The sequence below is a fragment of the Bacillus sp. WMMC1349 genome (assembly GCF_013155385.1).
In the GTDB taxonomy this organism is placed as follows: Bacteria; Bacillota; Bacilli; order Bacillales; family Bacillaceae; genus Bacillus.
In genome coordinates this window covers 667,055-689,727 of record NZ_JABJUQ010000007.1, presented here as the reverse complement: position 1 = coordinate 689,727, position 22,673 = coordinate 667,055, and the positions used below count along the sequence as shown (strand labels likewise).

17 protein-coding genes and 1 pseudogene are annotated in these 22,673 nt (G+C 39.6%); 5 read left to right on the top strand and 13 right to left on the bottom strand.

What is annotated here, in order from left to right:
- Positions 1 to 158: 158 nt before the first annotated feature.
- From HOO54_RS05910 to HOO54_RS05900, 3 genes are all read right to left on the bottom strand, one after another.
- Positions 159 to 659, bottom strand: coding sequence for a VanZ family protein (locus HOO54_RS05910; RefSeq protein WP_172293349.1), 501 nt, complete (start codon positions 657 to 659; stop codon positions 159 to 161).
- A gap of 344 nt (positions 660 to 1,003) precedes the next feature.
- A complete protein-coding gene (gene rlmD / locus HOO54_RS05905; RefSeq protein WP_172293347.1) occupies positions 1,004 to 2,392 on the bottom strand; it encodes a 23S rRNA (uracil(1939)-C(5))-methyltransferase RlmD in 1,389 nt (462 codons plus the stop codon).
- 50 nt (positions 2,393 to 2,442) lie between these two features.
- A complete protein-coding gene (locus HOO54_RS05900) occupies positions 2,443 to 3,351 on the bottom strand; it encodes a diacylglycerol kinase (protein ID WP_172293345.1) in 909 nt (302 codons plus the stop codon).
- Between the two features lie 176 nt (positions 3,352 to 3,527).
- Here HOO54_RS05900 and HOO54_RS24125 point away from each other — a divergent pair.
- Both HOO54_RS24125 and HOO54_RS24120 read left to right on the top strand, forming a co-directional pair.
- Positions 3,528 to 4,463, top strand: a pseudogene (locus tag HOO54_RS24125) (nucleoside hydrolase); the annotation flags it as partial.
- Positions 4,449 to 5,018 (top strand): GNAT family N-acetyltransferase, encoded by a 570-nt coding sequence (locus HOO54_RS24120; RefSeq protein WP_309244899.1) that lies wholly within the window; start codon positions 4,449 to 4,451, stop codon positions 5,016 to 5,018. The pseudogene HOO54_RS24125 and the gene HOO54_RS24120, both read left to right, overlap by 15 nt.
- A gap of 24 nt (positions 5,019 to 5,042) precedes the next feature.
- Here HOO54_RS24120 and HOO54_RS05885 read toward each other — a convergent pair whose 3' ends face one another.
- A complete protein-coding gene (locus HOO54_RS05885) occupies positions 5,043 to 5,633 on the bottom strand; it encodes a C40 family peptidase (protein ID WP_172293343.1) in 591 nt (196 codons plus the stop codon).
- 173 nt (positions 5,634 to 5,806) lie between these two features.
- The gene (locus tag HOO54_RS05880) at positions 5,807 to 8,944 is read right to left on the bottom strand and encodes an efflux RND transporter permease subunit (protein ID WP_172293341.1); all 3,138 of its coding nucleotides are present in this window, start codon (positions 8,942 to 8,944) and stop codon (positions 5,807 to 5,809) included.
- Positions 8,945 to 9,090: 146 nt separating this feature from the next.
- Between HOO54_RS05880 and HOO54_RS05875 the strand changes: the two genes are divergently transcribed.
- Complete coding sequence (locus tag HOO54_RS05875; protein ID WP_172293339.1) at positions 9,091 to 9,942, top strand: TetR/AcrR family transcriptional regulator; 852 nt, start codon at positions 9,091 to 9,093, stop codon at positions 9,940 to 9,942.
- Between the two features lie 64 nt (positions 9,943 to 10,006).
- Here the strand turns inward: HOO54_RS05875 and gatB are convergent, their stop codons facing one another.
- The 3 genes from gatB to gatC are packed head-to-tail and all read right to left on the bottom strand — an operon-like array spanning position 10,007 to position 13,217.
- Entirely contained in the window at positions 10,007 to 11,437 is a 1,431-nt protein-coding gene (gatB, locus tag HOO54_RS05870) for an Asp-tRNA(Asn)/Glu-tRNA(Gln) amidotransferase subunit GatB (RefSeq protein WP_172293337.1), read from the bottom strand.
- 13 nt (positions 11,438 to 11,450) lie between these two features.
- Positions 11,451 to 12,908 carry an Asp-tRNA(Asn)/Glu-tRNA(Gln) amidotransferase subunit GatA gene (gatA, locus tag HOO54_RS05865; protein WP_172293335.1) on the bottom strand — a complete coding sequence of 486 codons (1,458 nt, stop codon included), beginning with the start codon at positions 12,906 to 12,908 and terminating at the stop codon, positions 11,451 to 11,453.
- An 18-nt stretch (positions 12,909 to 12,926) separates the two neighbouring features.
- On the bottom strand, positions 12,927 to 13,217 hold the full coding sequence (gene gatC, locus HOO54_RS05860; protein WP_172293333.1) for an Asp-tRNA(Asn)/Glu-tRNA(Gln) amidotransferase subunit GatC: 291 nt from the start codon (positions 13,215 to 13,217) through the stop codon (positions 12,927 to 12,929).
- 424 nt (positions 13,218 to 13,641) lie between these two features.
- Between gatC and putP the strand changes: the two genes are divergently transcribed.
- Positions 13,642 to 15,126 carry a sodium/proline symporter PutP gene (gene putP / locus HOO54_RS05855; protein WP_172293330.1) on the top strand — a complete coding sequence of 495 codons (1,485 nt, stop codon included), beginning with the start codon at positions 13,642 to 13,644 and terminating at the stop codon, positions 15,124 to 15,126.
- A gap of 128 nt (positions 15,127 to 15,254) precedes the next feature.
- Complete coding sequence (locus HOO54_RS05850) at positions 15,255 to 15,947, top strand: MgtC/SapB family protein (protein ID WP_172293328.1); 693 nt, start codon at positions 15,255 to 15,257, stop codon at positions 15,945 to 15,947.
- Between the two features lie 103 nt (positions 15,948 to 16,050).
- Here the strand turns inward: HOO54_RS05850 and HOO54_RS05845 are convergent, their stop codons facing one another.
- From HOO54_RS05845 to HOO54_RS05825, 5 genes are all read right to left on the bottom strand, one after another.
- On the bottom strand, positions 16,051 to 17,241 hold the full coding sequence (locus HOO54_RS05845) for a CamS family sex pheromone protein (protein WP_172293326.1): 1,191 nt from the start codon (positions 17,239 to 17,241) through the stop codon (positions 16,051 to 16,053).
- Between the two features lie 15 nt (positions 17,242 to 17,256).
- A complete protein-coding gene (ligA, locus tag HOO54_RS05840; protein WP_172293324.1) occupies positions 17,257 to 19,260 on the bottom strand; it encodes an NAD-dependent DNA ligase LigA in 2,004 nt (667 codons plus the stop codon).
- A gap of 24 nt (positions 19,261 to 19,284) precedes the next feature.
- The gene (gene pcrA / locus HOO54_RS05835; RefSeq protein ID WP_375335824.1) at positions 19,285 to 21,489 is read right to left on the bottom strand and encodes a DNA helicase PcrA; all 2,205 of its coding nucleotides are present in this window, start codon (positions 21,487 to 21,489) and stop codon (positions 19,285 to 19,287) included.
- A 61-nt stretch (positions 21,490 to 21,550) separates the two neighbouring features.
- A complete protein-coding gene (pcrB, locus tag HOO54_RS05830) occupies positions 21,551 to 22,237 on the bottom strand; it encodes a heptaprenylglyceryl phosphate synthase (RefSeq protein ID WP_172293322.1) in 687 nt (228 codons plus the stop codon).
- Positions 22,238 to 22,367: 130 nt separating this feature from the next.
- The gene (locus HOO54_RS05825) at positions 22,368 to 22,673 is read right to left on the bottom strand and encodes a YerC/YecD family TrpR-related protein (RefSeq protein WP_172293320.1); all 306 of its coding nucleotides are present in this window, start codon (positions 22,671 to 22,673) and stop codon (positions 22,368 to 22,370) included.

The window sequence follows — 22,673 nt, the reverse complement described above, 5'->3', positions numbered from 1 at the left end:
ACATCTTAAGGATCAGAAGTTTTTATAAATAAAAGTATTTGAACTTTTTCTTCATGACAAAGATTTATATTTTTCCGCTATAAAACAGACGGCATTTCTGAATAACTAAACACAAAAATGGGATACCATTATCAAGTATCCCTCTCATGCATAAATTGCTATCTATTAAATCCTTCACTCTTTTGTTGTCCCTGTCTATAGTTTATGTATATCCCAATCAGTTTAATGGGGATATACCCTATCATTCCGCCAAGTGTATTTAAAATTAAATCATCAACATCAAAACTTCCAAAACCAAAAATAAGTTGGAGCAGCTCGAAAGTTAAACTTAAACAACATGTTGCTAACGTGACTCTCTTAATACTAATAAACTTCCTTGATAATAACGGAAGAAAAAATCCAAATGGTATAAACCCGACTATATTCCCAACTAGATTTTCAACCCGTACATGTAAATTATTTGCCACAAATAAATAATTTGTGATCGTCTTAAAAGGAATATAGTTATGACTGCGCCAGATCTGGCTTTCGTCACTACTAAATGTAAAGTGAGCAATGATATCTGGAATCGTAATGTGTTTGAACAGAATTAATTTTGAAAGAACTAACAAATAAAAGCATAATGCAATTATTAGTCCTGCTTTTATGACAATTTTCATAGTGACTATCTCCTTACTTGTAATGGATTGTTGTATTACTCATAGATAGCCCGTCTACAATAGTCTGTTTCTTTTGCAACTAAAGGATGATGTTCAAATATATTAATAAATTCAAGTTCTATCATCACGCAGTAATCGAAATCGTCATTTGTACTCCTATATTCCAAATGGCCAATTTTTCACTACCCATCTTATATTTTTTCACAATGAATCGTTAAATAATTTACATACTTCACCTGTTATTCGTATGATCTCATCATAGTGAATTCGAGAAAAATCCAACCGAAGGGGTAAAATTGAAGTTAATGAAGACACATAACAAAAAAACATAATGAATGGGGGCTTTAATTGCCCCCAACTTTTAAGGTCATCGATACCACACACTCAACATGTGCCGTATGCGGAAACATGTCAACAGGCTGTACCTCACGCGTTACATATCCCCCATCCTCAAGCACCCGCAAATCGCGCGCTAGTGTTCCAGGGTTACATGACACATAGACAACCCGCTTTGGTTTCATTTCGATAATCGTCTGCAACAAAGCTTCATCACAGCCTTTGCGAGGTGGGTCAACCACTAGTGTATCGGCTTTAACACCTTCCTCATACCACTTTGGGATCACCGTTTCCGCTTCACCCACTGCAAATTCAACGTTTGCAACCCCATTTAACTCAGCATTCCGCTTTGCGTCCTCTATTGCTTCCGGTACGATCTCAACACCGTACACTTTTTTCGCTCGTTTTGCCAAAAATAAAGAAATCGTACCAATGCCACAGTAGGCATCAATAACCGTTTCTTCGCCAGTTAATTCAGCGTATTCAAGCGCTTTATCGTAAAGAACTTTTGTTTGTTCTGGATTGACTTGGTAAAACGATCTAGCAGAAATCGCAAATCTAACATCACCGATGAAATCGTAGATGTATTCTTCTCCCCAAATGACGCTTGTTTGATCACCAAAGATGACGTTTGTTTTTTTAGGATTGATGTTTTGGACGATCGATTTGACGTTTGGGAAGGCGGTGGTCATCTCTTCAACGATGTTTGATTTGTGTGGAAATTCGTTTGTTTTTGTGATGAAGACGATCATCATTTCTCCACTCACAGCGCCATACCTGACCATAATATGCCTGAGCCAGCCTTTGTGACGTTCTTCATTATAGGCTTTGATTCGATAGCGATTGCATATTTGCTTAATTACTTGAACTGCGCGGTCATTTTCCGTCTGCTGAATGAAGCATTTGTTCATATCAATAATGTCATGGCTCCTCTGCTGGTAAAAACCTGCGATAAGTCCGCCTTCTCTTTCAGCAACTGGTACTTGAGCTTTGTTCCGATAATGCCATGGGTCTTTCATGCCAAGTGTCGGATGGACGGTAATCTGATTCAGATCAAGCTTTCCAATTCGCTCAAGCACATCTATGACCTGTTTTTGTTTATAGAGGAGTTGACCTTTATAATCGATATGCTGTAGCTGGCAACCGCCGCATTGTTTGTAGATTGGGCATGGGGCATTTGTGCGGTATCCGCTTTTTTCTTTCAAGTCAACTAGTCGGCCAAAAGCAAAACCTTTTTTGACCCGAGTTACCTTGATCTGCCCTGACTCGTCAGGGAGCGCATTGGGGACAAAAATCGGAAAACCGTCAACTTTAGCAACTCCTGCACCTTCATGTGTTAAATCTTCAAAGACAACATCATAATATTGATTTTTTTCAACGGGGATTTTTTGTTTCATGTTTTTCACCTACGGGAAGAAAAACTTGGTCAATGTTGGACCAAGTTCGTTCAGTTCAGTTTTTCTGCTTTTTCTTTTGACATAATGACATCGAGATGATGATAAAGGTTTTCAAATTCTCCCGGTAATTGTCCGCCATATTCACCATCAAGATTTAACAGCATTTTATCTTTGACTGTCACTTTGACACGGTTTGCTTTTGTATAAATGACATGCTCATGATGAATATGTTCACCACGAAGCGCGAGCCCGGCAACTTTGATAAATTCAGCGAGATTACTCCGTTTTAAAATAATGAGATCAAACATGCCATCATTTAGACTTGAATCAGGAGCAAGTTTTTCAAAGCCGCCAACTGAATTAGTTAGCATGACTAAAAACAGCATAACTTCTCCACTAAACAATTTCCCATCATATTCAATTTCAACCTCAGTTGGTCGAAGTGATGGAAGCATTTCCATCCCTTTTAAATAATAAGCAAGTTGACCGAGCATTGTTTTTAATTTGCTTGGGACGTCATATGTTAGTTCAGTCAAACGTCCACCGCCAGCAATATTAATGAAATATTGTTCATTAACACGACCGATATCAATTGAGCGAGTTTCACCCTCTAGTATTGTGTCAACAGCTTTTAAAATATCCTCTCTTGGGATGCCGACTGCTCTGGCAAAGTCATTTGTCGTCCCAACAGGTATTACTCCAAGCCTCGGGCGCTTTTCCAAAGGAGCTAAACCATTGACAACTTCATTTAAAGTGCCATCACCACCAGCTGCGATAATTAAATCAAACTGTCTCTCGGCAGCACTTTTTGCTGCCTTAACAGCATCGCCCTCACTTGTTGTTGCATGGCATGATGTTTCATAGCCAGCTTGTTCAAATTTTTGCAGGACTTTTGGAAGGTTTTTTTTAAATAACTCACGACCAGAGGTCGGGTTATAAATAATTCTTGCTCTTTTCATCATTTCATCATCCTATTAAAGTATCCATATCTTTTCACACTAACAACCTTTAATTATACTAGTTGTTTAAAAAATCGCAACAAATCATTAAAATATTTCTCCCCTGTTTTCTGGAACAAAAAGCCAACACCTTCAAGTGTAAATAATGTAAAATATCAATAAGGGAGGATGAAGTTATGAAAAAAATTGTTTATTTTAACCATGACGGAGGGGTAGATGACCTCGTCTCCTTATTTCTCATCTTGCAAATGAAAGACATTAAATTAATTGGAGCATCTGTGATTCCTGCTGATTGTTACTTGGAGCCAGCTTTAGGTGCCACTAGAAAAATCATTGACCGCTTCGGTTCTTATCCTCTGGAAATTTCCGCTTCCAATTCACGAGGGGTGCACTCTTTCCCAAGTGAATGGCGGATGCACTCCTATTATGTTAATGCGCTACCGATTTTAAACGAAAAAGGTGTAGGTAGGACTCCAATTTCTGTTCTTCCCGCCCACCTTCATTTGATCAACCTGTTAAAAATGAGTGCTAAGCCAGTCACCTTGCTGTTTACTGGTCCATTGACAGACTTGGCCCGTGCTCTGAGAAAAGATGCGACGATTGTAACCCAGATTGACAAGCTGGTCTGGATGGGTGGTACTTTTCTTAAAAAAGGGAATGTGGAAGAACCTGGACACGACGGGACGGCGGAATGGAACGCTTTCTGGGATCCAGCTAGTGTGGAAACGGTGTTTGATCACAATATTCCAATCAATATGATGACACTTGAAAGTACAAGACAAGTGCCCCTAACAAATGAGATCCGCATGCATTGGGCGAGCTTGCGGAAGTATATCGGCATTGACTTTGTCGGTCAATGTTATGCAATCTGTCCGCCGCTTGTACATAACGAGACAAATTCGACTTACTATCTTTGGGATGTCCTCACTACATTGTCACTTGAAGCAACAGATCTGATCCGTTTTAAAAGTGTCAATGCCATTGTTCACACAGAAAGTCCGCGGCAAGGAACGATAGAAGAACATCCTGATGGCAGAGTCATGAGAGTCATTGATCAAGTTGATCGACAGAGGTTTTTTGCGTATTTGGAAGAATTAATGAAAAAAGCTAATATGGAGACGAATGACATGAAAATAGGTAAATCCATTTATATCAGACCACTAACTGTAAATGATGCTGAAGCATGCCTTAAATTGCAGATGGATAACCGTGATTTTTTTGAACAGTTTTCCATGGAACGGTCTTCTGATTTTTATACAGTCGAAGGACAAAAGAAACGACTTCAAGAGTTCTCAACTATGAGGCAAGATGATGAACAATATGAATTTGGTATTTTCCAGTTGGCAAATGATGTGCTGCTAGGAACGATCAATCTTTTTCAAGTTTGCCGCGGCTCTTTACAAAGTGCTTTTATCGGCTATTTTTTAGACCAAAAACATAATGGCAAAGGCTATACGACAGAAGCTGTCAAATTAATAACTGCGTTTGCATTTTCTGATTTAAAACTGCATCGCATTGAAGCTGGAGTCATACCTCACAACTTGGCATCGATTCGAGTGTTAGAAAAAGCCGGATTTCATAAAGAAGGAATTGCTCGGAAAAATGTTAAAATTAAAGAAAAATGGGAGGACCATCAAGTGTTAGCACTGATTAGTCCTCATGATTAGGCTTAACTCTGAGTCTTTAAACGTTTATAAAACCCTTTGTCCCCAAAGAAAGTATTTTTTTGTCCAACTGCCCCAAGTGCTTAAAATTTCAACGTCTTGTTTAGCGCTTAAATTAGAGATCCAATATTCTTTACCCATGTGAATGCCAACATGTGTAATGACTTTGTCAGCTCTTGTGCTGAAAAACATTAAGTCACCGAGTTTTAATTGTTTAAAGGAGACTGGCTGACCTACTTTGGCTTGGTCTCTGCTTGTCCTTGGCAATTTCACTCCGAATTTTTTGTAAACGTGTTGTACCCACCCACTGCAGTCTGTTTTTGTTGGGGGTTTCTTTCCTCCATAAACATATGTGGTTACATCCTGTAAACTGCGTGCGTATTCCACAAGGTCTTTTGCTTTATTTTTAGAGCGAACAACGACAAAATCTCCAACACGAATTAAATTAGGATTTGTAAATTGGGGGTTTAAGCTTTTTAAATCAGCGTAGCGCATATGATGTTTTTTGGCGATGCCTGTGAGTGTATCACCCTTTTTTACGTAGTATTGGGCGTTTGCAAGGTTCGGAAGTGTAAGCATCAGCGCTGTAAAACATGCAATGATTGTTGTTTTTTTCATAGTATGTTTTGCTCCTTACATATCATTTTTGATTTGCTTATTTTATCCATACACTCCTGTAATATTCCATCATTAGATCGGAAGAAATTGTCATTAGAAATCAATGTAAATCCGAACAATTCAAAAAAAAGCCTTAGTGCCACCGATTCGGGGAACTAAGGCTTTGTTGTTATTTATTCTTCTTCAGTTTTCCGGCTCTTGCGTCTGAATTTGCTTAATACTTCATAAACGATCGGAACGATCACAAGTGTTAGAAGTGTTGAGCTTGTCAGACCGCCAATTACGGTAACACCAAGTCCTTTAGAGACGATTTGACTTCCGCCTTCAAATCCTAGTGCAAGTGGCAAAAGTGCGCCAATTGTTGCAAAAGCGGTCATTAAGATCGGACGAAGCCTTGTTGCTCCTGCTTCAAGCAAGGATTCTCTCGTTGAAAGTCCTTCGCGTTCTTTGTGAATGACTCGGTCAATTAAGACAATCGCATTTGTTACTACTATTCCGATTAGCATCAATACTCCGATTAACGCATTTAAACTGATCGTCTCTTTTGCAATAAAGAGACCGACAAGCGCGCCAATTACTGCAAATGGGAGTGAGAACAGAATAGCAAATGGTGCCAATGCTTCACCGAATGTGATGACAAGAATTAAATAGACGATCGCGATTGCAGCAAGCATGGCGAGCCCAAGTTGGGAAAATGATTCGGCGATATCTTTCGTAACTCCGCCAGTATCGATGTCAACATTTGACGGCAAGTCAAGTTTATCAACTTTTTTCTGGATGTCTTGCGATACTTTTGACACATCATCTGTTGTTAAATCACCGCTGACTTCAACGAAAATTTTGCCGTCTCGTCTTGTCACTGTGTCAGACGTTTTACCTTTCTTGAGATCAACAACATCACCAATTTTTACTTTTTGCCCAAGTGGCGTTTGAATCATTTTGTTCTCTAAATCACTAATTTTTTTGTGATCTTTTTTGTCTGTCTGAACATAGACATCAAGTTCTTTTCCATCTTTTTCAATTTGAGTCAGTGCAGTTTGGCTCCGTTCAGGCATAAGTTCAGCAGCAATTTGTGAAGCAGTAAGCCCTAGTTTGCTGAGTTTTTCTTGATCAGCTTTGAATGTAAATTCTTCATAAGACTCTGCTAAACTGGAATCTACATTTTTCAGCCCTGATTCTTTTTTCATAATCTTTTCGACATCTTTTACAGTGCCTTCAAGACTTGAAATTTTGTCGCCATAAATAAAGTAACTGACTTTATTGTTTGCACCGGACGATGACATATTTTGCGATTCCCATTCACCTTTATTCGCCTTTTCCTGGATCGCTTTCACAGCGCGCTCTTTTTCTTTATCAAAGTTAGGTGTGTCTTCATCATAAGAGACAAAGAAGAGTGCATCATTTGTGTTGCCCGGGTTCATTGGATTTTCAGATCCGAGTGAGAGCTGAACACTTTTGACATGATCTCGCTTCAAAAGGACCTCTTCTGCTTTTTTGACTTCTTTTTCTGCTTGGCTTCGCGTTTGGCCTGGTTCAGGACTATACGTGATCATCGCTGTTTTTTCTTTTTCACTTGGCAAGAAGCTAACACCGATAAATGGTGTCAATAGCAAACTTCCGACAAGCATTAAGGTTGCGATTCCTGAAGTGATCCATTTATGATTCAATGTCCAGTTGAGAATGTTTTTATAAACATCAGCCAATTTGCTTGGCTTATGTTCTTTTAGTTTCGTTTGGCCTGTCAGTCCTTTTTTAAAGAGGCTGTGCGCCATTGCTGGTACAAGCGTAATTGAGATCAACAGAGAAGCAAGCAACGCAAAGACAATTGTCAGAGCAAACGGCATAAATAATTCGCCGACCATTCCACCTACCAAACCTAGCGGTAAAAAGACCGCAATTGTCACAATTGTTGAAGACATGATAGGCATAAACATTTCTTTTGTTGCTTCGCGGACTAATTGTTTTCCTCTCAGTTTTTCTTCTTTCAGAGCCATTCGTCTATAAATATTTTCAATAACCACTATCGAGTCATCAATGACCCGGCCTATGGCAACCGTCATCGCTCCAAGAGTCATAATGTTGAGCGTAATATCCATCTGATTAAGAATAAAGATCGCGATCAACAGTGATAATGGAATCGACACGACTGAGATTATCGTTGATTTGATGTTTCTTAAAAACAAGAGAATGATCGCAATTGCAAACAATGCACCAAAAATCGCTTTGTTTAACATCGTGCTCACAGACTCTTCAATCGGTTTAGCCTGATCATAAGTTGTATTGAATTTTAAGCCTTTATGATCTTTTTCAAACTTTTTCAGTTCTTCTTTCACATGGTCTGCAACAACAACAGTATTGGCATCTGCCGCTTTCACAATTTGAATCCCGATACTTTCCTTACCATTTGTTCGAGAAATCGATTTTGCTTCACCGACAAGCTTCACATCAGCAATTTTTGAAAGTTTAACTGTTGGCACCCCAGTAGTACTTTGTGGTACGCTTGTTGGTGTCTGTGCTGCTTGTCCAGCTTGTGCACCCTGGCCTGCTTGAGCTGCACCAGAAGGTTGCCCAGTGACCGGAATCCGCATGTTTTTTAAATCTTTCAAACTGATAATGTTTCCATCAACGACTACGGATTTTTCTTTATTTCCAAAGGTTTGCAGACCTAAAGGCATTTTGATGTCAGAAGCTTTGATCACGTTTTTAACAGTTTCTTTATCAAGACCGTATTTTTTTAATTGGTCTTCTTTAAAAGATAAACGAACTTCTTTTACCTGCTGACCAGCAATTTGGACAGTACCGACTCCATCAAGTCCTTTTAAAGATGGAACGATATCATTTTCAATGGTCGTGGTTAAATCTTCAAGCGAATCTTTTTCACTTGAAACACTTAGTGACATAATTGGAAAAGCATTAAAACTCATTCGAGAAATTTTTGGTTTTTCTGCACCATCTGGCAATTTTAAATCAGAGAGTGCTTCTGCTACTTCATCTTTTGCCTCATCCATATCTTTTTCAAACTCATATTGAATTTGAACTGATGATGCATTTTCAAATGAAGTTGATGTATAAACATCGACACCGTTCATATTTTGGACAGCCTGTTCAATCGGCTTTGTCACCTTCTCAGTTACTTCGTCAGGTGTTGCCCCAGGGTAAGTTGTCGTGACTGTGATGATCGGTGTATTAATGTCTGGAATGGTTTCCTGTTTCATATTCAAGCCGGCATATAAGCCAGCCAACGTCACAATGATTGTTAAAAGCCATACAGCGAACTTGTTCTTCAGCACAAAATTGATGATAGAATTCATTACAACCTCCATTTTTTTCTTGAAATAATCAATAATACAGATTTGACTGACTGGTCATTCTAGATAATAATAAACTGTACGGATAAACAGGGTCAACTGATATCCATTAAAATTTAACTAATTTTAAAGTTAAAAGGGGCACTTTTATGACAGAAAAAGAGGAAAAAATTATTAAAGCAGGTCTTCGCCTGTTCGCAAAAAAAGGGTTTGCTTCAACAACCGTTCAAGACATCGTTAATGAATGTGAGATCTCGAAAGGATCTTTTTATCTACATTTTAAATCTAAAGACGCACTTTTATTAGATATCATTAAATATTATATCGATCGAATGATGGACAATATGAAGAGAATTCAGGAAAAACATGCAATCCCGAAAGAAATTTTCAAAGAACAGATTGCTTATCAATTTAAAGAAAGCAAAGAGCAGCGCGACTTTATTCTAGTGATGATCAGTGAACATAGCATCCCAGAGAACAGCAAAATCAAAGAATATTTTCAAGAGATCAGTGATAAGTTTCATGAAACTTATTATGATGTCCTTTTCTCAGCATATGGAGACACTTGCCAACCTTATCTTGCTGATCTATCCATTATCGTCCAAGGAATTGTTCAGTCCTATCAAAATTTATTTATCTTTCACGAACTTGATATTGATATTGATGAACTGGCCAGTTTCATCGTCAGAAGAGTCGATGAGATGATTGATGGACTTCTCACAAGTGGTGAGAAACCAATGCTTAATTTAGATATCTTTTATTCTTACCGAAACGGCGACAATCACACAGATCAAATGAAAATATTGCAGGAAATTGACAAACTAAAAAAAGAGGTTGAACTTCCAGAAGATATTATCATCACACTTGAAGTCATTGAAGAAGAACTGAAAAAAGATGTGGTCAGAAAACCTGTAATAAAAGGAATGCTGACAAACTTAGAAAAACAAAAGAATTTGCAAGGACTATTCGAGATGATTTCTCATTTTCTTATGGACAATTGATGATGGCAGTACTACTGATTGAATAGAGTTATTACACTAAAAAAGCAGCCCTGCGGCTGCTTTTTTAACGTTTATTGATTTCTTCAAGCAAGAACTTATTGACCAGCGGTGGATTTGCCTGGCCTTTTGAAGCTTTCATAATTTGTCCCACAAGGAAGCCGATTGCTCGGTCTTTTCCGTTTTTAAAGTCTTCGATTGACTGCGGGTTGTTATCAAGTGCATCTGTAACAAGTTTTCTTAGTGTTGCTTCATCAGAAATTTGCACAAGTCCTTTTTCTTTGACAATTTTCTCTGGATCTCCGCCGTTTTCAATTAATTCTTTAAAGACTTTTTTAGCGATTTTAGAGGAAATCGTTCCTTTTTCAATCAGCTTAATCATACCGGCAAGACCTTCAGGTGTCAGTGCAACATCTGCAAGTTCTTTCTGCTGTGCATTCAAATAAGCAGATACTTCACCCATTAGCCAGTTGGAGGCAAGTTTTGCGTCAGTACCTTTTTCAACAGCAGCTTCAAAGAAATCGGACATCTCTTTCGTTAATGTCAGCACTTTTGCATCATAAGCTGGTAATCCAAGTTTTTCGATATAACGTTTGCGGCGTTCATCAGGAAGTTCTGGAATGGTGTCTTTAACACGCTGTTTCCACTCATCATCAATATAAAGCTCTACAAGATCAGGTTCAGGGAAATAACGGTAATCATCAGAACCTTCTTTAACCCTCATCAAGATTGTTGTCTTTGATGCCTCATCATAGCGACGCGTTTCCTGTTGAATCACACCGCCTGAAAGAAGGACTTGTGCCTGGCGTTTTTCTTCATGCTCAAGACCTTTTTGAACAAAGGCAAATGAGTTTAGATTTTTAAGTTCTGTTTTTGTACCGAATTGTTCCTGACCAATTGGACGCAAGGAAATATTGGCATCACAGCGGAGTGAACCTTCCTCCATCTTACAGTCGGAAACACCTGTATATTGAATGATCGATTTTAGCTTTTCAAGATAGGCATATGCCTCTTCAGGTGTTCTGATGTCTGGTTCTGAGACAATTTCAACAAGCGGTGTTCCTTGACGGTTATAATCAACAAGAGAGTATCCGTCACCTGTATGTGTCAGTTTTCCAGCATCTTCTTCTAAATGAAGACGAGTGATACCGATCCGTTTTGTTTTTCCTTCAACTTCAATCTCAATCCAGCCGTTTTCACCGATCGGTTTATCAAATTGAGAAATTTGATATGCTTTCGGATTATCTGGGTAGAAATAGTTTTTTCGGTCGAATTTTGTCTCTGTTGCGATTTCACAGTTTAAAGCCATTGCCGCTTTCATTGCAAAATTGACTGCTTCTTTATTTAAAACAGGGAGAACACCCGGATAGCCTAAATCGATGACACTTGTTTGGGTATTGGCTTCTGCACCAAATGGTGTTGGTGAACTTGAAAAGATTTTTGATTTTGTTTTTAATTCTACATGGACTTCAAGTCCGATTACCGTTTCAAAATTCATGGATTATCACCCCTTACAATTCAGGTTTTTGTTTATGGTGGTCTGTTGCTTGTTCATAGGCATGGGCAACGCGGTATACTGTGCTCTCATCAAAATGTTTGCCAATGATTTGCAGACCAAGCGGTAAACCATCAGCAAAACCGCATGGCACGCTAATTCCTGGTACACCAGCAAGGTTGACAGGAATCGTCAAAATGTCATTCGCATACATTGTTAGTGGGTCACTTGTTTTTTCTCCAAGTTTAAACGCAGGTGTAGGCGTTGTTGGTCCGATAATGACATCATAGTTTGCAAATACATCTTCAAAGTCTTTTTTGATCAATGTTCTAACTTTCTGTGCTTTTTTATAATAAGCATCATAATATCCTGAACTTAATGCAAACGTTCCAAGCATAATGCGGCGCTTGACTTCATTGCCAAAGCCTTCGGCACGCGTCTGTTTATAAAGGTCAATCAAGTTATCGGTACGATCAGTTCGATAACCGTAGCGGATACCGTCAAAACGAGCCAAGTTGGCTGAAGCTTCAGAAGATGCGAGCAAATAATAAGTGGCAAGCGCATATTTACTATGCGGCAAAGACACTTCTTCCCAAGTTGCCCCAAGGCCTTCCAATACTTTTAAAGCTGCAAGAACCGAATCCTTGGCAGCTTGTCCAACACCTTCACCAAGATATTCTTTCGGAACTGCGATTTTAAGCCCTTTAATATCACCTGTTAATGCGGACAGATAATCAGGCACTTCGACATTTGCGCTTGTCGAGTCCATCTCGTCAACCCCGGAAATGGCTTGGAGAAGATAGGCATTATCCTCAACAGATCTTGTAATTGGACCGATTTGATCTAATGAAGAAGCAAATGCAACAAGACCATATCTTGAAACACGGCCATATGTCGGTTTTAAACCGACAACACCACAGAAAGATGCCGGCTGACGGATCGAGCCGCCTGTATCTGATCCGAGTGAAAATGGTACTTCCCCTGCTGCAACTGCCGCCGCTGAGCCGCCGCTTGAACCGCCTGGAACCGTTTCTAAGTTCCAAGGGTTTTTCGTTTTTTGGTATCCAGAGTTTTCTGTAGAAGACCCCATTGCAAACTCATCCATATTCAATTTTCCAATTGTAACAGCCTCAGCTTCGTGAAGGCGCTGAACAACAGTTGCATCATAAATCGGATCAAAATTTTGTAAAATTTTGCTTGCGCAAGTTGTCCGTAGATCTTTTGTGACAATATTGTCCTTAATGCCAATCGGCAATCCGAAAAGCAGACCATGTTCATCTCGACTGCCTACCGCCTCATCAAGCTCCTTTGCATATGCGCGAGCTTTTTCTTCATCAAGCTGTAAAAAGGCTTGCACCTTTCCGTCCACTTTTTGAATTCGTTGATAAGATTCATTGACTAAATCTGAGATACTGATCTCTTTTTTATGTATGAGCGTTTTAAGTTCAGATATTTTGTGATCAAACAGTGACATCGTTTTACGCCCCCTCCTTTAGTCCAAAATTGATGGTACTCGAATATAGCCGTCTTTATGGTCAGGTGCGTTTTTAACAACGTCCTCAACCGGCAGGCCTTTACCCGGGACATCTTCTCTCATCATATTTTTCATTTGCAATACATGTGTTGTTGGTTTAACATTCTCTGTATCCACTTCATTCAGCTCTTCTGCAAACGTAATGATACTGTCGAGTTGCTTTGTAAACATTTCCGCCTCCTCATCTGTAATCGCAAGTCTAGCAAGGTGGGCGACATGTTTTACTTCTTCTATAGAAATACGCGACATAAAAAACACCTCCAAGATGATTCTTTCCTTAGTCATATAATATTGATCATACCAAATTTCCGCATTGCAAAGCAATAAAACCGTAGATAAACCCTATTTCAAATAGTCAATTTCTCTTAAATGGCATGTACTAATTTTCTGAATATTTTTACTTTATATTTTATTGTAAGCGTTTTCATTGTATTGTTGATCGTAAAATTCAAGATTTTTTCAGAAAAAGAAATCATTTTATACGGTTGATCGATTTGCAATTGTTTGATAGTTTAAGTAACTAAGTACGATCCATATTGGCAGCGCCGAATTTATCAATACTTGATTTTTTAAAGAGAGGCTCTGCATTTATTCTTCGTACACAAAAAATCAGTGTTGATTAAAATCCAAAAGAGGTGATGCCAAATTAATGTAAAGAGGAGAGATAAGAAACGTGAAAATTGAAATAATAATTGCTTTGGGGATTTATTTTGGCGTTATGTTGTTAATCGGCTGGTATTCATACCGAAAAACAACCAACCTGAATGACTATATGCTTGGCGGCAGAGGTCTTGGTCCTGCTGTTACAGCATTATCAGCTGGCGCATCAGATATGAGCGGTTGGATGTTAATGGGTCTACCGGGAACCTTGTATACTACAGGTCTTTCCGGCGGTTGGCTTGCCATTGGTTTGACAGTTGGAGCTTATGTCAATTATTTGGTTGTCGCACCTCGTTTGCGCACATATACAGAAGTAGCAAATGATGCGATTACAATTCCTGACTTTTTTGAAAACCGTTTTAATGATAAAACAAGAATCTTACGGCTGTCATCAGCCCTCGTCATTATCGTGTTTTTCACGCTGTATACATCAGCGGGAATGGTGTCAGGTGGTCGAATGTTTCAAACGGCATTTGGATTCGACTATAGAATTGGCTTAATTGTAACAGCTGCAGTCGTTATGATTTATACGTTGTTTGGGGGATTTTTGGCTGTCAGTCTAACTGACTTTCTGCAAGGTATGATTATGTTTGTCGCACTAGTGCTCGTGCCGATCGTTGCCTTTACGGATTTGGGTGGAATCACACCGACATTTGATACAATAGGAGAAGTCAAACCAAGCCTGTTAGATTTCTTCAAAGGAACGACCGTCATTAGCATTATTTCTTTTCTTGCCTGGGGATTAGGCTACTTCGGGCAGCCGCACATTATCGTCCGATTTATGGCGATATCATCTGTAAAAGCGCTAAAACCAGCACGCCGCATTGCGATGAGCTGGATGATCATCTCCGTACTCGGAGCAGTGCTTGTCGGCTTAATTGGGGTAGCTTATGTTCATAATACAAGTGCGACCCTTAAAGACCCGGAAACGATTTTTATCGTCTTTTCAAAAGTATTGTTCCATCCATTGATCACTGGATTTTTACTTTCTGCATTGCTCGCAGCCATTATGAGTACGGTATCGTCTCAGCTTTTGGTGACATCAAGTGCCATGACCGAAGATTTTTACCGAACATTTTTCCGCCGCAAAGCAACAGATCGCGAACTTGTTTTCGTTGGACGGCTTAGTGTGTTACTCGTTGCTGTCATCGCCATTCTACTCTCTTTAAATCCGAATGATACAATCCTTGATCTTGTCGGTTATGCTTGGGCTGGATTTGGTTCGGCATTTGGACCAGCGATTCTCCTCAGCTTATACTGGAAACGAATGAACCAGTGGGGCGCTTTAGGAGGGATGATTACAGGAGCTGTTACCGTATTAATCTGGATCATCGCTGACCTGAAGGATAAAACAGGTATCTATGAACTGATTCCTGGGTTCTTCATTAGCTTGGCTACGATTATTATTGTCAGTCTAGTCAGCAGTATACCGGCTAAAGAAGCTACAGATCTATTTGAAGAAATGGAACAAACACATGGAAAACAACATACTTTTTAATATTTAATGGCATGATAAAGCCGCCAAGGATGCGTTTCTTGGCGGCTTTTCATATCCTTTTAGGCATTTCATTACGTTTTTCCGGCAAATATGATGTAACATATTCTGTAAAGGGGGGAGGTGGAGACATGGATTGGCATATCGAATTTGCTACATTTATGAAGCTAGGGATAGCAACATTAATCGGCATGGTCATCGGTCTTGAAAGGGAACTAAAAAATAAGCCGCTCGGCTTAAAAACCTGTATTGTCATTGCGATCAGTTCATGTGTATTAACAATGATCAGCATTGATGCGGCATACCATTTTCCAAAATCAAACAGAATTATGATGGATCCGTTACGACTGCCAGCACAGATTATTTCTGGAATTGGTTTTATCGGAGCCGGTGTGATTTTAAGAAAAAGCAATGATGTCATCTCAGGTCTTACCACTTCTGCGATGATTTGGGGTGCAGCAGGTCTAGGAGTGGCAATCGGTGCCGGCTTTTATAAAGAAGCGTTTGTTAGTCTTGCCTTTATTTTAGTCAGTGTTGAATTTTTGCCATGGTTTGTTGGCAAAATCGGTCCGAACCGATTGCAGGAAAAAGAAATACGAGTTCGCATGTCATTATCTGATAAACATAAAATGACAGATATCCTGAAGGAAATGAAAAAAAAGGAGATTCGAATTCATTCCGTCCGTATCGATGATATGCGTGAAAAGGATTTTCCGATTATGGAAACGAAAGTCATGGTACATAAGAAGCGTTATGTGACTGACGTTTATTATGATATTAAAGCAATCGACGGTGTTGTTGGGGTTAAATGTGATACTCTTTAAATTCGTCAATGAAGAAGGAGCTGTCTAAAAAGTCCTTTTTAGACAGCTCCATTTGTTAAACGTGAAAAGGGCGTCCACTTTATTGGACAGCCCCGTCTAAAACTTATTTATCATAAATATGAACAGTTGGTTCTTTGTCACCTGGTTTTTTCAGGATAACAGCTTCTTGACCTTCAGATGATTTAATATTGATTTCGACATTCAGATCGCCTTTTCCATAGTAATCCATCACTTCACCAGTCAGGAATTGTGTGAAGGCAATGACTTCACTTTTCCCATAAAACTGCATCGGGATATCAATTTTCATGGTCTTCATTTGATCATCTTTATAAAGAGCTGTGCCTACGACTCCAGTATAGTTTGGAAAATAGGAATCCACTTTATTTTTGAAACGTTTAAATAGTTCCCAGTCATCCTGATGTTTTTCCTTTCCTTCATCAGATGGAAAGAAAACGTATTCTTCGTTAATATTATCCCAGTCGCCTATTTCACTTGTACCTGCTTTGACATCCGTTTTGGCAATAAAGTTACCAGGAACGATGGACGATTTTGGCGCTTGTTTGTAAAGGATAATCGTCAGCGGTATGTTTTTTAAGCTGTCCTTGTTGCGAACACGTTTCGCCACTTCCTGTGCGATCTTTTCGCCTTCTTGTTTCAGTTTTTTATCACTGATCATTACTTCTTTTTGCGGCTCGCCGACATCCTCTCGATAATAGTAAACTGAGTTAAGTGCGAGACCAATCACTACACCGCCAAGCTCAATCGTATCCTTGTCTTTACGGACAAGATAGTTGTGCTCAAGCATATGGGCAAGATAAATCGGGTTATCTTTATTTTGCTTATCCTTTGAACCACTTCCAGATAGTGCCGGATTCAAACCGAGATTTTTAAAATCTTTATCTTTTTTCTTTTCTTTTTCCAAATCAGATCCTGTCTTTTTCCGAGCCAGCCAACTTGTCACCGTATCCTCGTCTAGATATTGCCCCTCTTGAAAAAGATAATCATCTGTTGGATAAGAATCTTGTGCCAGACGCATCATACCGGTTTCAAATTCATCAATATCAAGCCTCGTATTCAAACGCTCGGTTGTTAATCCCCGCGCTTTTCCAGCTTTAAACGGAAGAACCATTTTGTAATATGAATCAGAGATGTTGTATTTGGGGATGATCGCTTTTTCTTTTGACTTTTGCGTCTTTTGAACCATCTCTTGCTCCTCTTCGCCCCCAAAATTCGGTCCGCAGGCAGAGAGCATCAGAATCCCCACCATAGAAACCAAACATAATGTCTTTTTCAATAGAAAACACTCCTCTTATTTCTTTAGCTCACTGATCAATCTTTTTTCGTCCCACACTTCTATGTTAAGTTCGCTCGCCTTGTCTAGTTTACTCCCTGCTGCTTCACCAGCAATCACTAAATCGGTTTTTTTACTTACACTGCCGGTCACTTTGCCTCCAAGTGCTTCAATTTTTGCTTTGGCATCATTTCTCGATAATTCATTGAGCTTTCCAGTCAATACGATCGTTTTACCAGCAAAGTAGGAATCACTATCTTCCACTTTGATCTTTTTCGGACCTTTATATTCTGTGTTGACCCCAAGCTGTTGCAATTCAGCTAATAAGTTCAACATCTCTTCTTTTTGAAAATAGGTCACTAAGGCATCAGCCATTTTTTCGCCAATTTCATCAACTGCAATGAATTCTTCTTTTGAAGCCTGCTGGAGACTGTCAAGTGTTTCAAAATGCTGTGCCAGTGTTTTCGCGGCTTTTGCACCAATAAATCGGATACCAAGTCCGAAAAGAAGCCGTTCTAAAGAGTTTTCCTTTGATTTTTCAATCGACTGTAATAAGTTGTCCGACGATTTTTCTCCCATTCGTTCTAGATTGATGAGTTGATCTTTCGAGAGTTTATAAAGGTCAGCGACAGTATGAACCAAATTCTCACGAAACAGTTGGGCAATTACCCGCTCTCCCAACCCTTCAATATTCATCGCTTGACGAGAAACGAAGTGAATCAAGCCTTCCCTAATCTGTGCCGGACACTTAGGATTGATGCAGCGAAGTGCAACTTCCTCTTCAATTCTGACAAGCTTGCTCCCGCACTCCGGACAATCCTCAGGCATATTGAATTCTTTTTCTTCTCCAGTACGTTGGTCGATAAGTACATTCACGACCTCAGGAATGATATCACCGGCTTTTTTAATGACGACTTTGTCAAACAGTCTAATATCTTTCTCTTTGATTAAATCTTCATTATGCAGGGACGCTCTTTGAACGGTCGTTCCTGCCACCTTGACAGGTTCCAGAATCGCTGTCGGTGTCACCGCCCCTGTCCGACCAACACTTAATTCTATGTCTAGTAAAGTTGTAACCACTTCTTCAGCCGGAAATTTGTAGGCAATTGCCCAACGCGGGCTTTTCGCCGTAAAGCCTAGTTCTTCTTGCTGATGGAGCGAATTGACTTTAATGACAATCCCGTCAATTTCATAGGATAGATCGGCTCGCTTTGTTTTCAACTCTTCAATGAACACGATCACCTCTTCGATCGTTGAACATTTTTTTCGTTCATGATTGGTTTTAAATCCGAGTTCATCGAGAAAATCGAGCCCTTCGTTTTGCGTTTCCACACCCATTTCATCAAGCTCCGCTATACTGTAGACGAAAATATCGAGATTTCGTTTCGCTGCAATTTTCGGATCGAGCTGTCTTAATGAACCAGCAGCAGCATTCCGCGGATTGGCAAATGGTTCTTCCTCTCTTTCGATTCTCGCTTTGTTCAACTGTTCAAAGGAGCGTTTCGGCATAAACGCTTCTCCTCGCACTTCAATTGAAAAATCCCGGTTCATTTTGAGAGGAATGTTTCTGATCGTTTTCAGATTCTCGCTGATATCCTCACCTGTTGTTCCGTCTCCCCTTGTCGCACCTCTTACAAATACGCCGTTTTCATAACGCAATGAAACAGCAAGTCCATCTATTTTCAATTCAACATTATAGTCAACATCACCAACTGCCTGACGGACTCTGCGGTCAAAGTCGCGCAGATCCTCTTCATTAAATGCATTGCCAAGACTGAGCATTGGTGTTTTATGCTGTACTTTTTGAAAGGCGTCCAACACGGCGCCACCGACTCGCTGTGAAGGAGAATCAGGTGTTTTTAACTCTGGAAACTCTTCTTCAATCGCAATAAGCTCCTTCATCAGTTTGTCATATTCAGAATCAGGAACACTAGGATCATCAAGTGTATGATATTCATAGTTGTATTTGTTAATGAGTGCATGCAGTTGTTCTACACGATGTTTTGCCACTTCTTTTTCCATTGATTTCGTCCTTTCAATCTGCGATTATTGCTTTTCAATTGGCGCAAAGGCCGCAAGAAGACGTTTGACCCCGATTGGACTAGGAAAAGCGATATCAAGCTCTGTAGATTCTCCTGAGCCTTTGACACTGACAACCGTACCAACACCCCATTTTTTGTGGGAAGCTTTATCACCAACAGTCCAACCGATTTCATCAGCACCTGATTTACTATACGGGACTGACGGTCGCATGACCGCTCCTCTCCGTTCTGTTTTTTTGGCAAACGGTTTTTTCAGACTCTTCTCTTCATTTAGATTGTCCAATAAATCGTCTGGTATTTCCGCAATAAACCTTGACTCCATATTCATATTTGTTCTACCGAATAACGTTCGCATTTTGGCATTTGATAAATAGAGCTCCTCTTCCGCTCTCGTAATCCCAACATATGCAAGACGCCGCTCTTCTTCCATCTCCGCTTCTTCCATCAATGAACGACTGTGCGGAAATACTCCTTCTTCTAACCCCGGCAAAAAGACGACCGGAAACTCCAGCCCTTTAGCAGCATGAAGTGTCATTAAAATGACGGCATCCTGCCCCTCTTCTTCTTCTTTTTGATCAAGCTGATCAATATCGGCAATAAGTGCCAAATCAGTTAAAAAAGCAACGAGTGATTTATCTTCGCTTTGCTGTTCAAAGTTCTTTGTCACAGACAAAAACTCATCAATATTTTCGAGCCGGCTTTCCGCTTCAAGTGATTTTTCTGCTTTCAGCATCTCGCGGTATTGTGTTTTTTCAAGAATTTCTTCAGTCAATTCGGTAATTGTTAAATATTCTTGCATGTTTGTTAAATGTTCAATCATTTGTCTGAACTCATCTAAAGTGTTTGCTGCTCTTGCGCTAAGTCCGATAAAATCGACTTGACCGAGCGCTTCAAACAGTGACAAGTCATTTAATCCTGCATATGCCGCAATCTTCTCAACAGAAGATGCCCCAACTCCTCGTTTCGGTACATTGACGATTCTCGCAAAACTGATATCATCATCAGGATTTGCGACAAGCCTTAAATATGCAAGCAAATCTTTAATTTCTTTTCTGTCATAGAACTTCGTACCACCGACCATTTGATAGTTAATGTTCGCTTTCATCAGTGTTTCCTCAATGACACGGGACTGGGCATTTGTCCGATATAAAACGGCAATGTCTGAAAGAGAACGTTTGTCTGATCTGATCAGTTCCTGAATTTTCCCAGCAATAAATTGTCCTTCGGCAAATTCATTATCTCCTCTGAAATAAGAAATTTTTGCCCCTTCATCATTGTCTGTCCAAAGTTTTTTCGGCTTTCTATTGGCATTGTGCCCAATCACACCATTCGCTGCATTCAATATCCGTTTTGTCGATCTGTAGTTTTGTTCTAAAAAAATGACACTTGCATTTGGATAATCTTTTTCAAAAGAGAGGATGTTTGTGATATCGGCACCGCGCCACTTATAAATCGACTGATCGGAATCACCGACAACACAAATATTTTCAAGACGTTGCGCCAATTTTTTGACAAGCCAATATTGCGCCCTATTCGTATCTTGATATTCATCAACATGAATAAATTGAAACTTGCGCTGATAATATTCTAGAACCTCAGGAACTCTCTCAAACAAGCGGATCGTTGCCATAATCAAGTCATCGAAATCAAGCGATTGATTTTTGTGCAGTTTTTTCTGATAGTCTTTGTAAACATCACTGACAACTTGCTCAAAATAGCCGCCTGCTGTTTTCTCATATTCCTCAGGGTCGATCAGTTCATTTTTCGCACCGCTGATCGATCCAAGAATACTGCGCGGATCAAACTTTTTCGGATCGATGTTTCGTTCTTTCAAGATTCCTTTAATAACTGAAAGCTGATCAGAGCTATCAAGAATTGAGAAATTCCTGTTGATCCCAATTCGGTCAATATCCCTTCGCAAGATTCGGACACACATACTATGGAAAGTCGAAATCCAAATATCCTCTGCTTCCGGCCCCAGAATCTGTTCAACACGTTCTTTCATTTCCCTGGCAGCCTTATTTGTAAAAGTAATCGCTAAAATATTCCACGGAGCTACGCGTTTTTCCACCATTAAGTAAGCGATCCGATGCGTTAGAACCCTTGTCTTTCCACTGCCTGCTCCAGCCATAATTAAAAGCGGTCCATCCGTCGTTTTAACCGCTTCTTGCTGAACACGATTTAAACCCTTTAATAATTGGTCACGCATACCATTCAACACTGCTCACCGCCTTTTCTCAAACATATGTTCTATTATAAACGAATTTGTTTTATTTTTTAACAACCTTAACGGTTTGTAATGCTTTTTTAAAATCATCATAAATCACATTTCCAACAACAATGACATCGGCATGCTCGAGCATTTTAACCGCTGTTTCATAACTGGTAATTCCGCCGCCATAAAACAAAGTCGTGTTGTTTAACACAGCTTTTGTTTGCTTAACGATCTCCACATCTCCAAACATTCCGCTATATTCCAAATAAAAAATCGGCAAATGAAAAAGATGTTCAGCCATTCTTGCATATGCTTTTATGTCTTCTAATTCCAGCGCTGTATCGGCATTTGTTAACGCCGCTGCTTTGCAGTCATGATTTAAAATACAGTAGCCTTCAACAACGATGTCTTCTGGTGAGATCAACTCTCCATATTCTTTCATCGCTTCTTGATGAAGACCAACGATCCATTTCCGATCACAACTATTCAAAACAGTCGGGATAAAATAAAGATCAAACCCCGGCACTATCGCCTCAATTGTCGAAATTTCGAGAATGCACGGAACTAAAAAACGCCGAACTTTTGACATCAATCGCAATACATCATCTTCTGCAATATGATCGCTTCCGCCAATCAAAATTGCATCTGTGCCAGATTCACATAGCTGTTCAAGCTGCTCATCTGTTATCTCTTTATGGGGATCGAGTTTAAAGACATGCTTCCACTCGGTAACATCATACATGAAAAAAGCTCCTCCAATCGTTCTTTCCATTTAAACATTATAACAAATTCCCCACCTTTTTTAAAAACGATCAATAGACAAAAAAAAATCGCTTGGACATTTAAAGCCAAGCGATATTTCTAGAGAAACATTATGAAGATGATTCCGTTTGTTTTACACGGTCGAGTGCCATTGTATAAGCATCATTACCATAATTTAGACAACGTTTCACCCTGGAAATAGTTGCTGTACTTGCCCCTGTTTCCAACTCGATTTTATGATATGTGTTACCTTCGCGGAGCATTCTTGCAACTTCGAGCCGCTGAGCCAGTGATTGAATTTCATTTATCGTACAAAGGTCATCAAAAAAACGATAACACTCTTCAAGATCTTTCAATGATAGAATAGAAAGAAAAAGCTGGTCAAGCTCTTTTCCGCGTAGTTTATCAATCTGCAT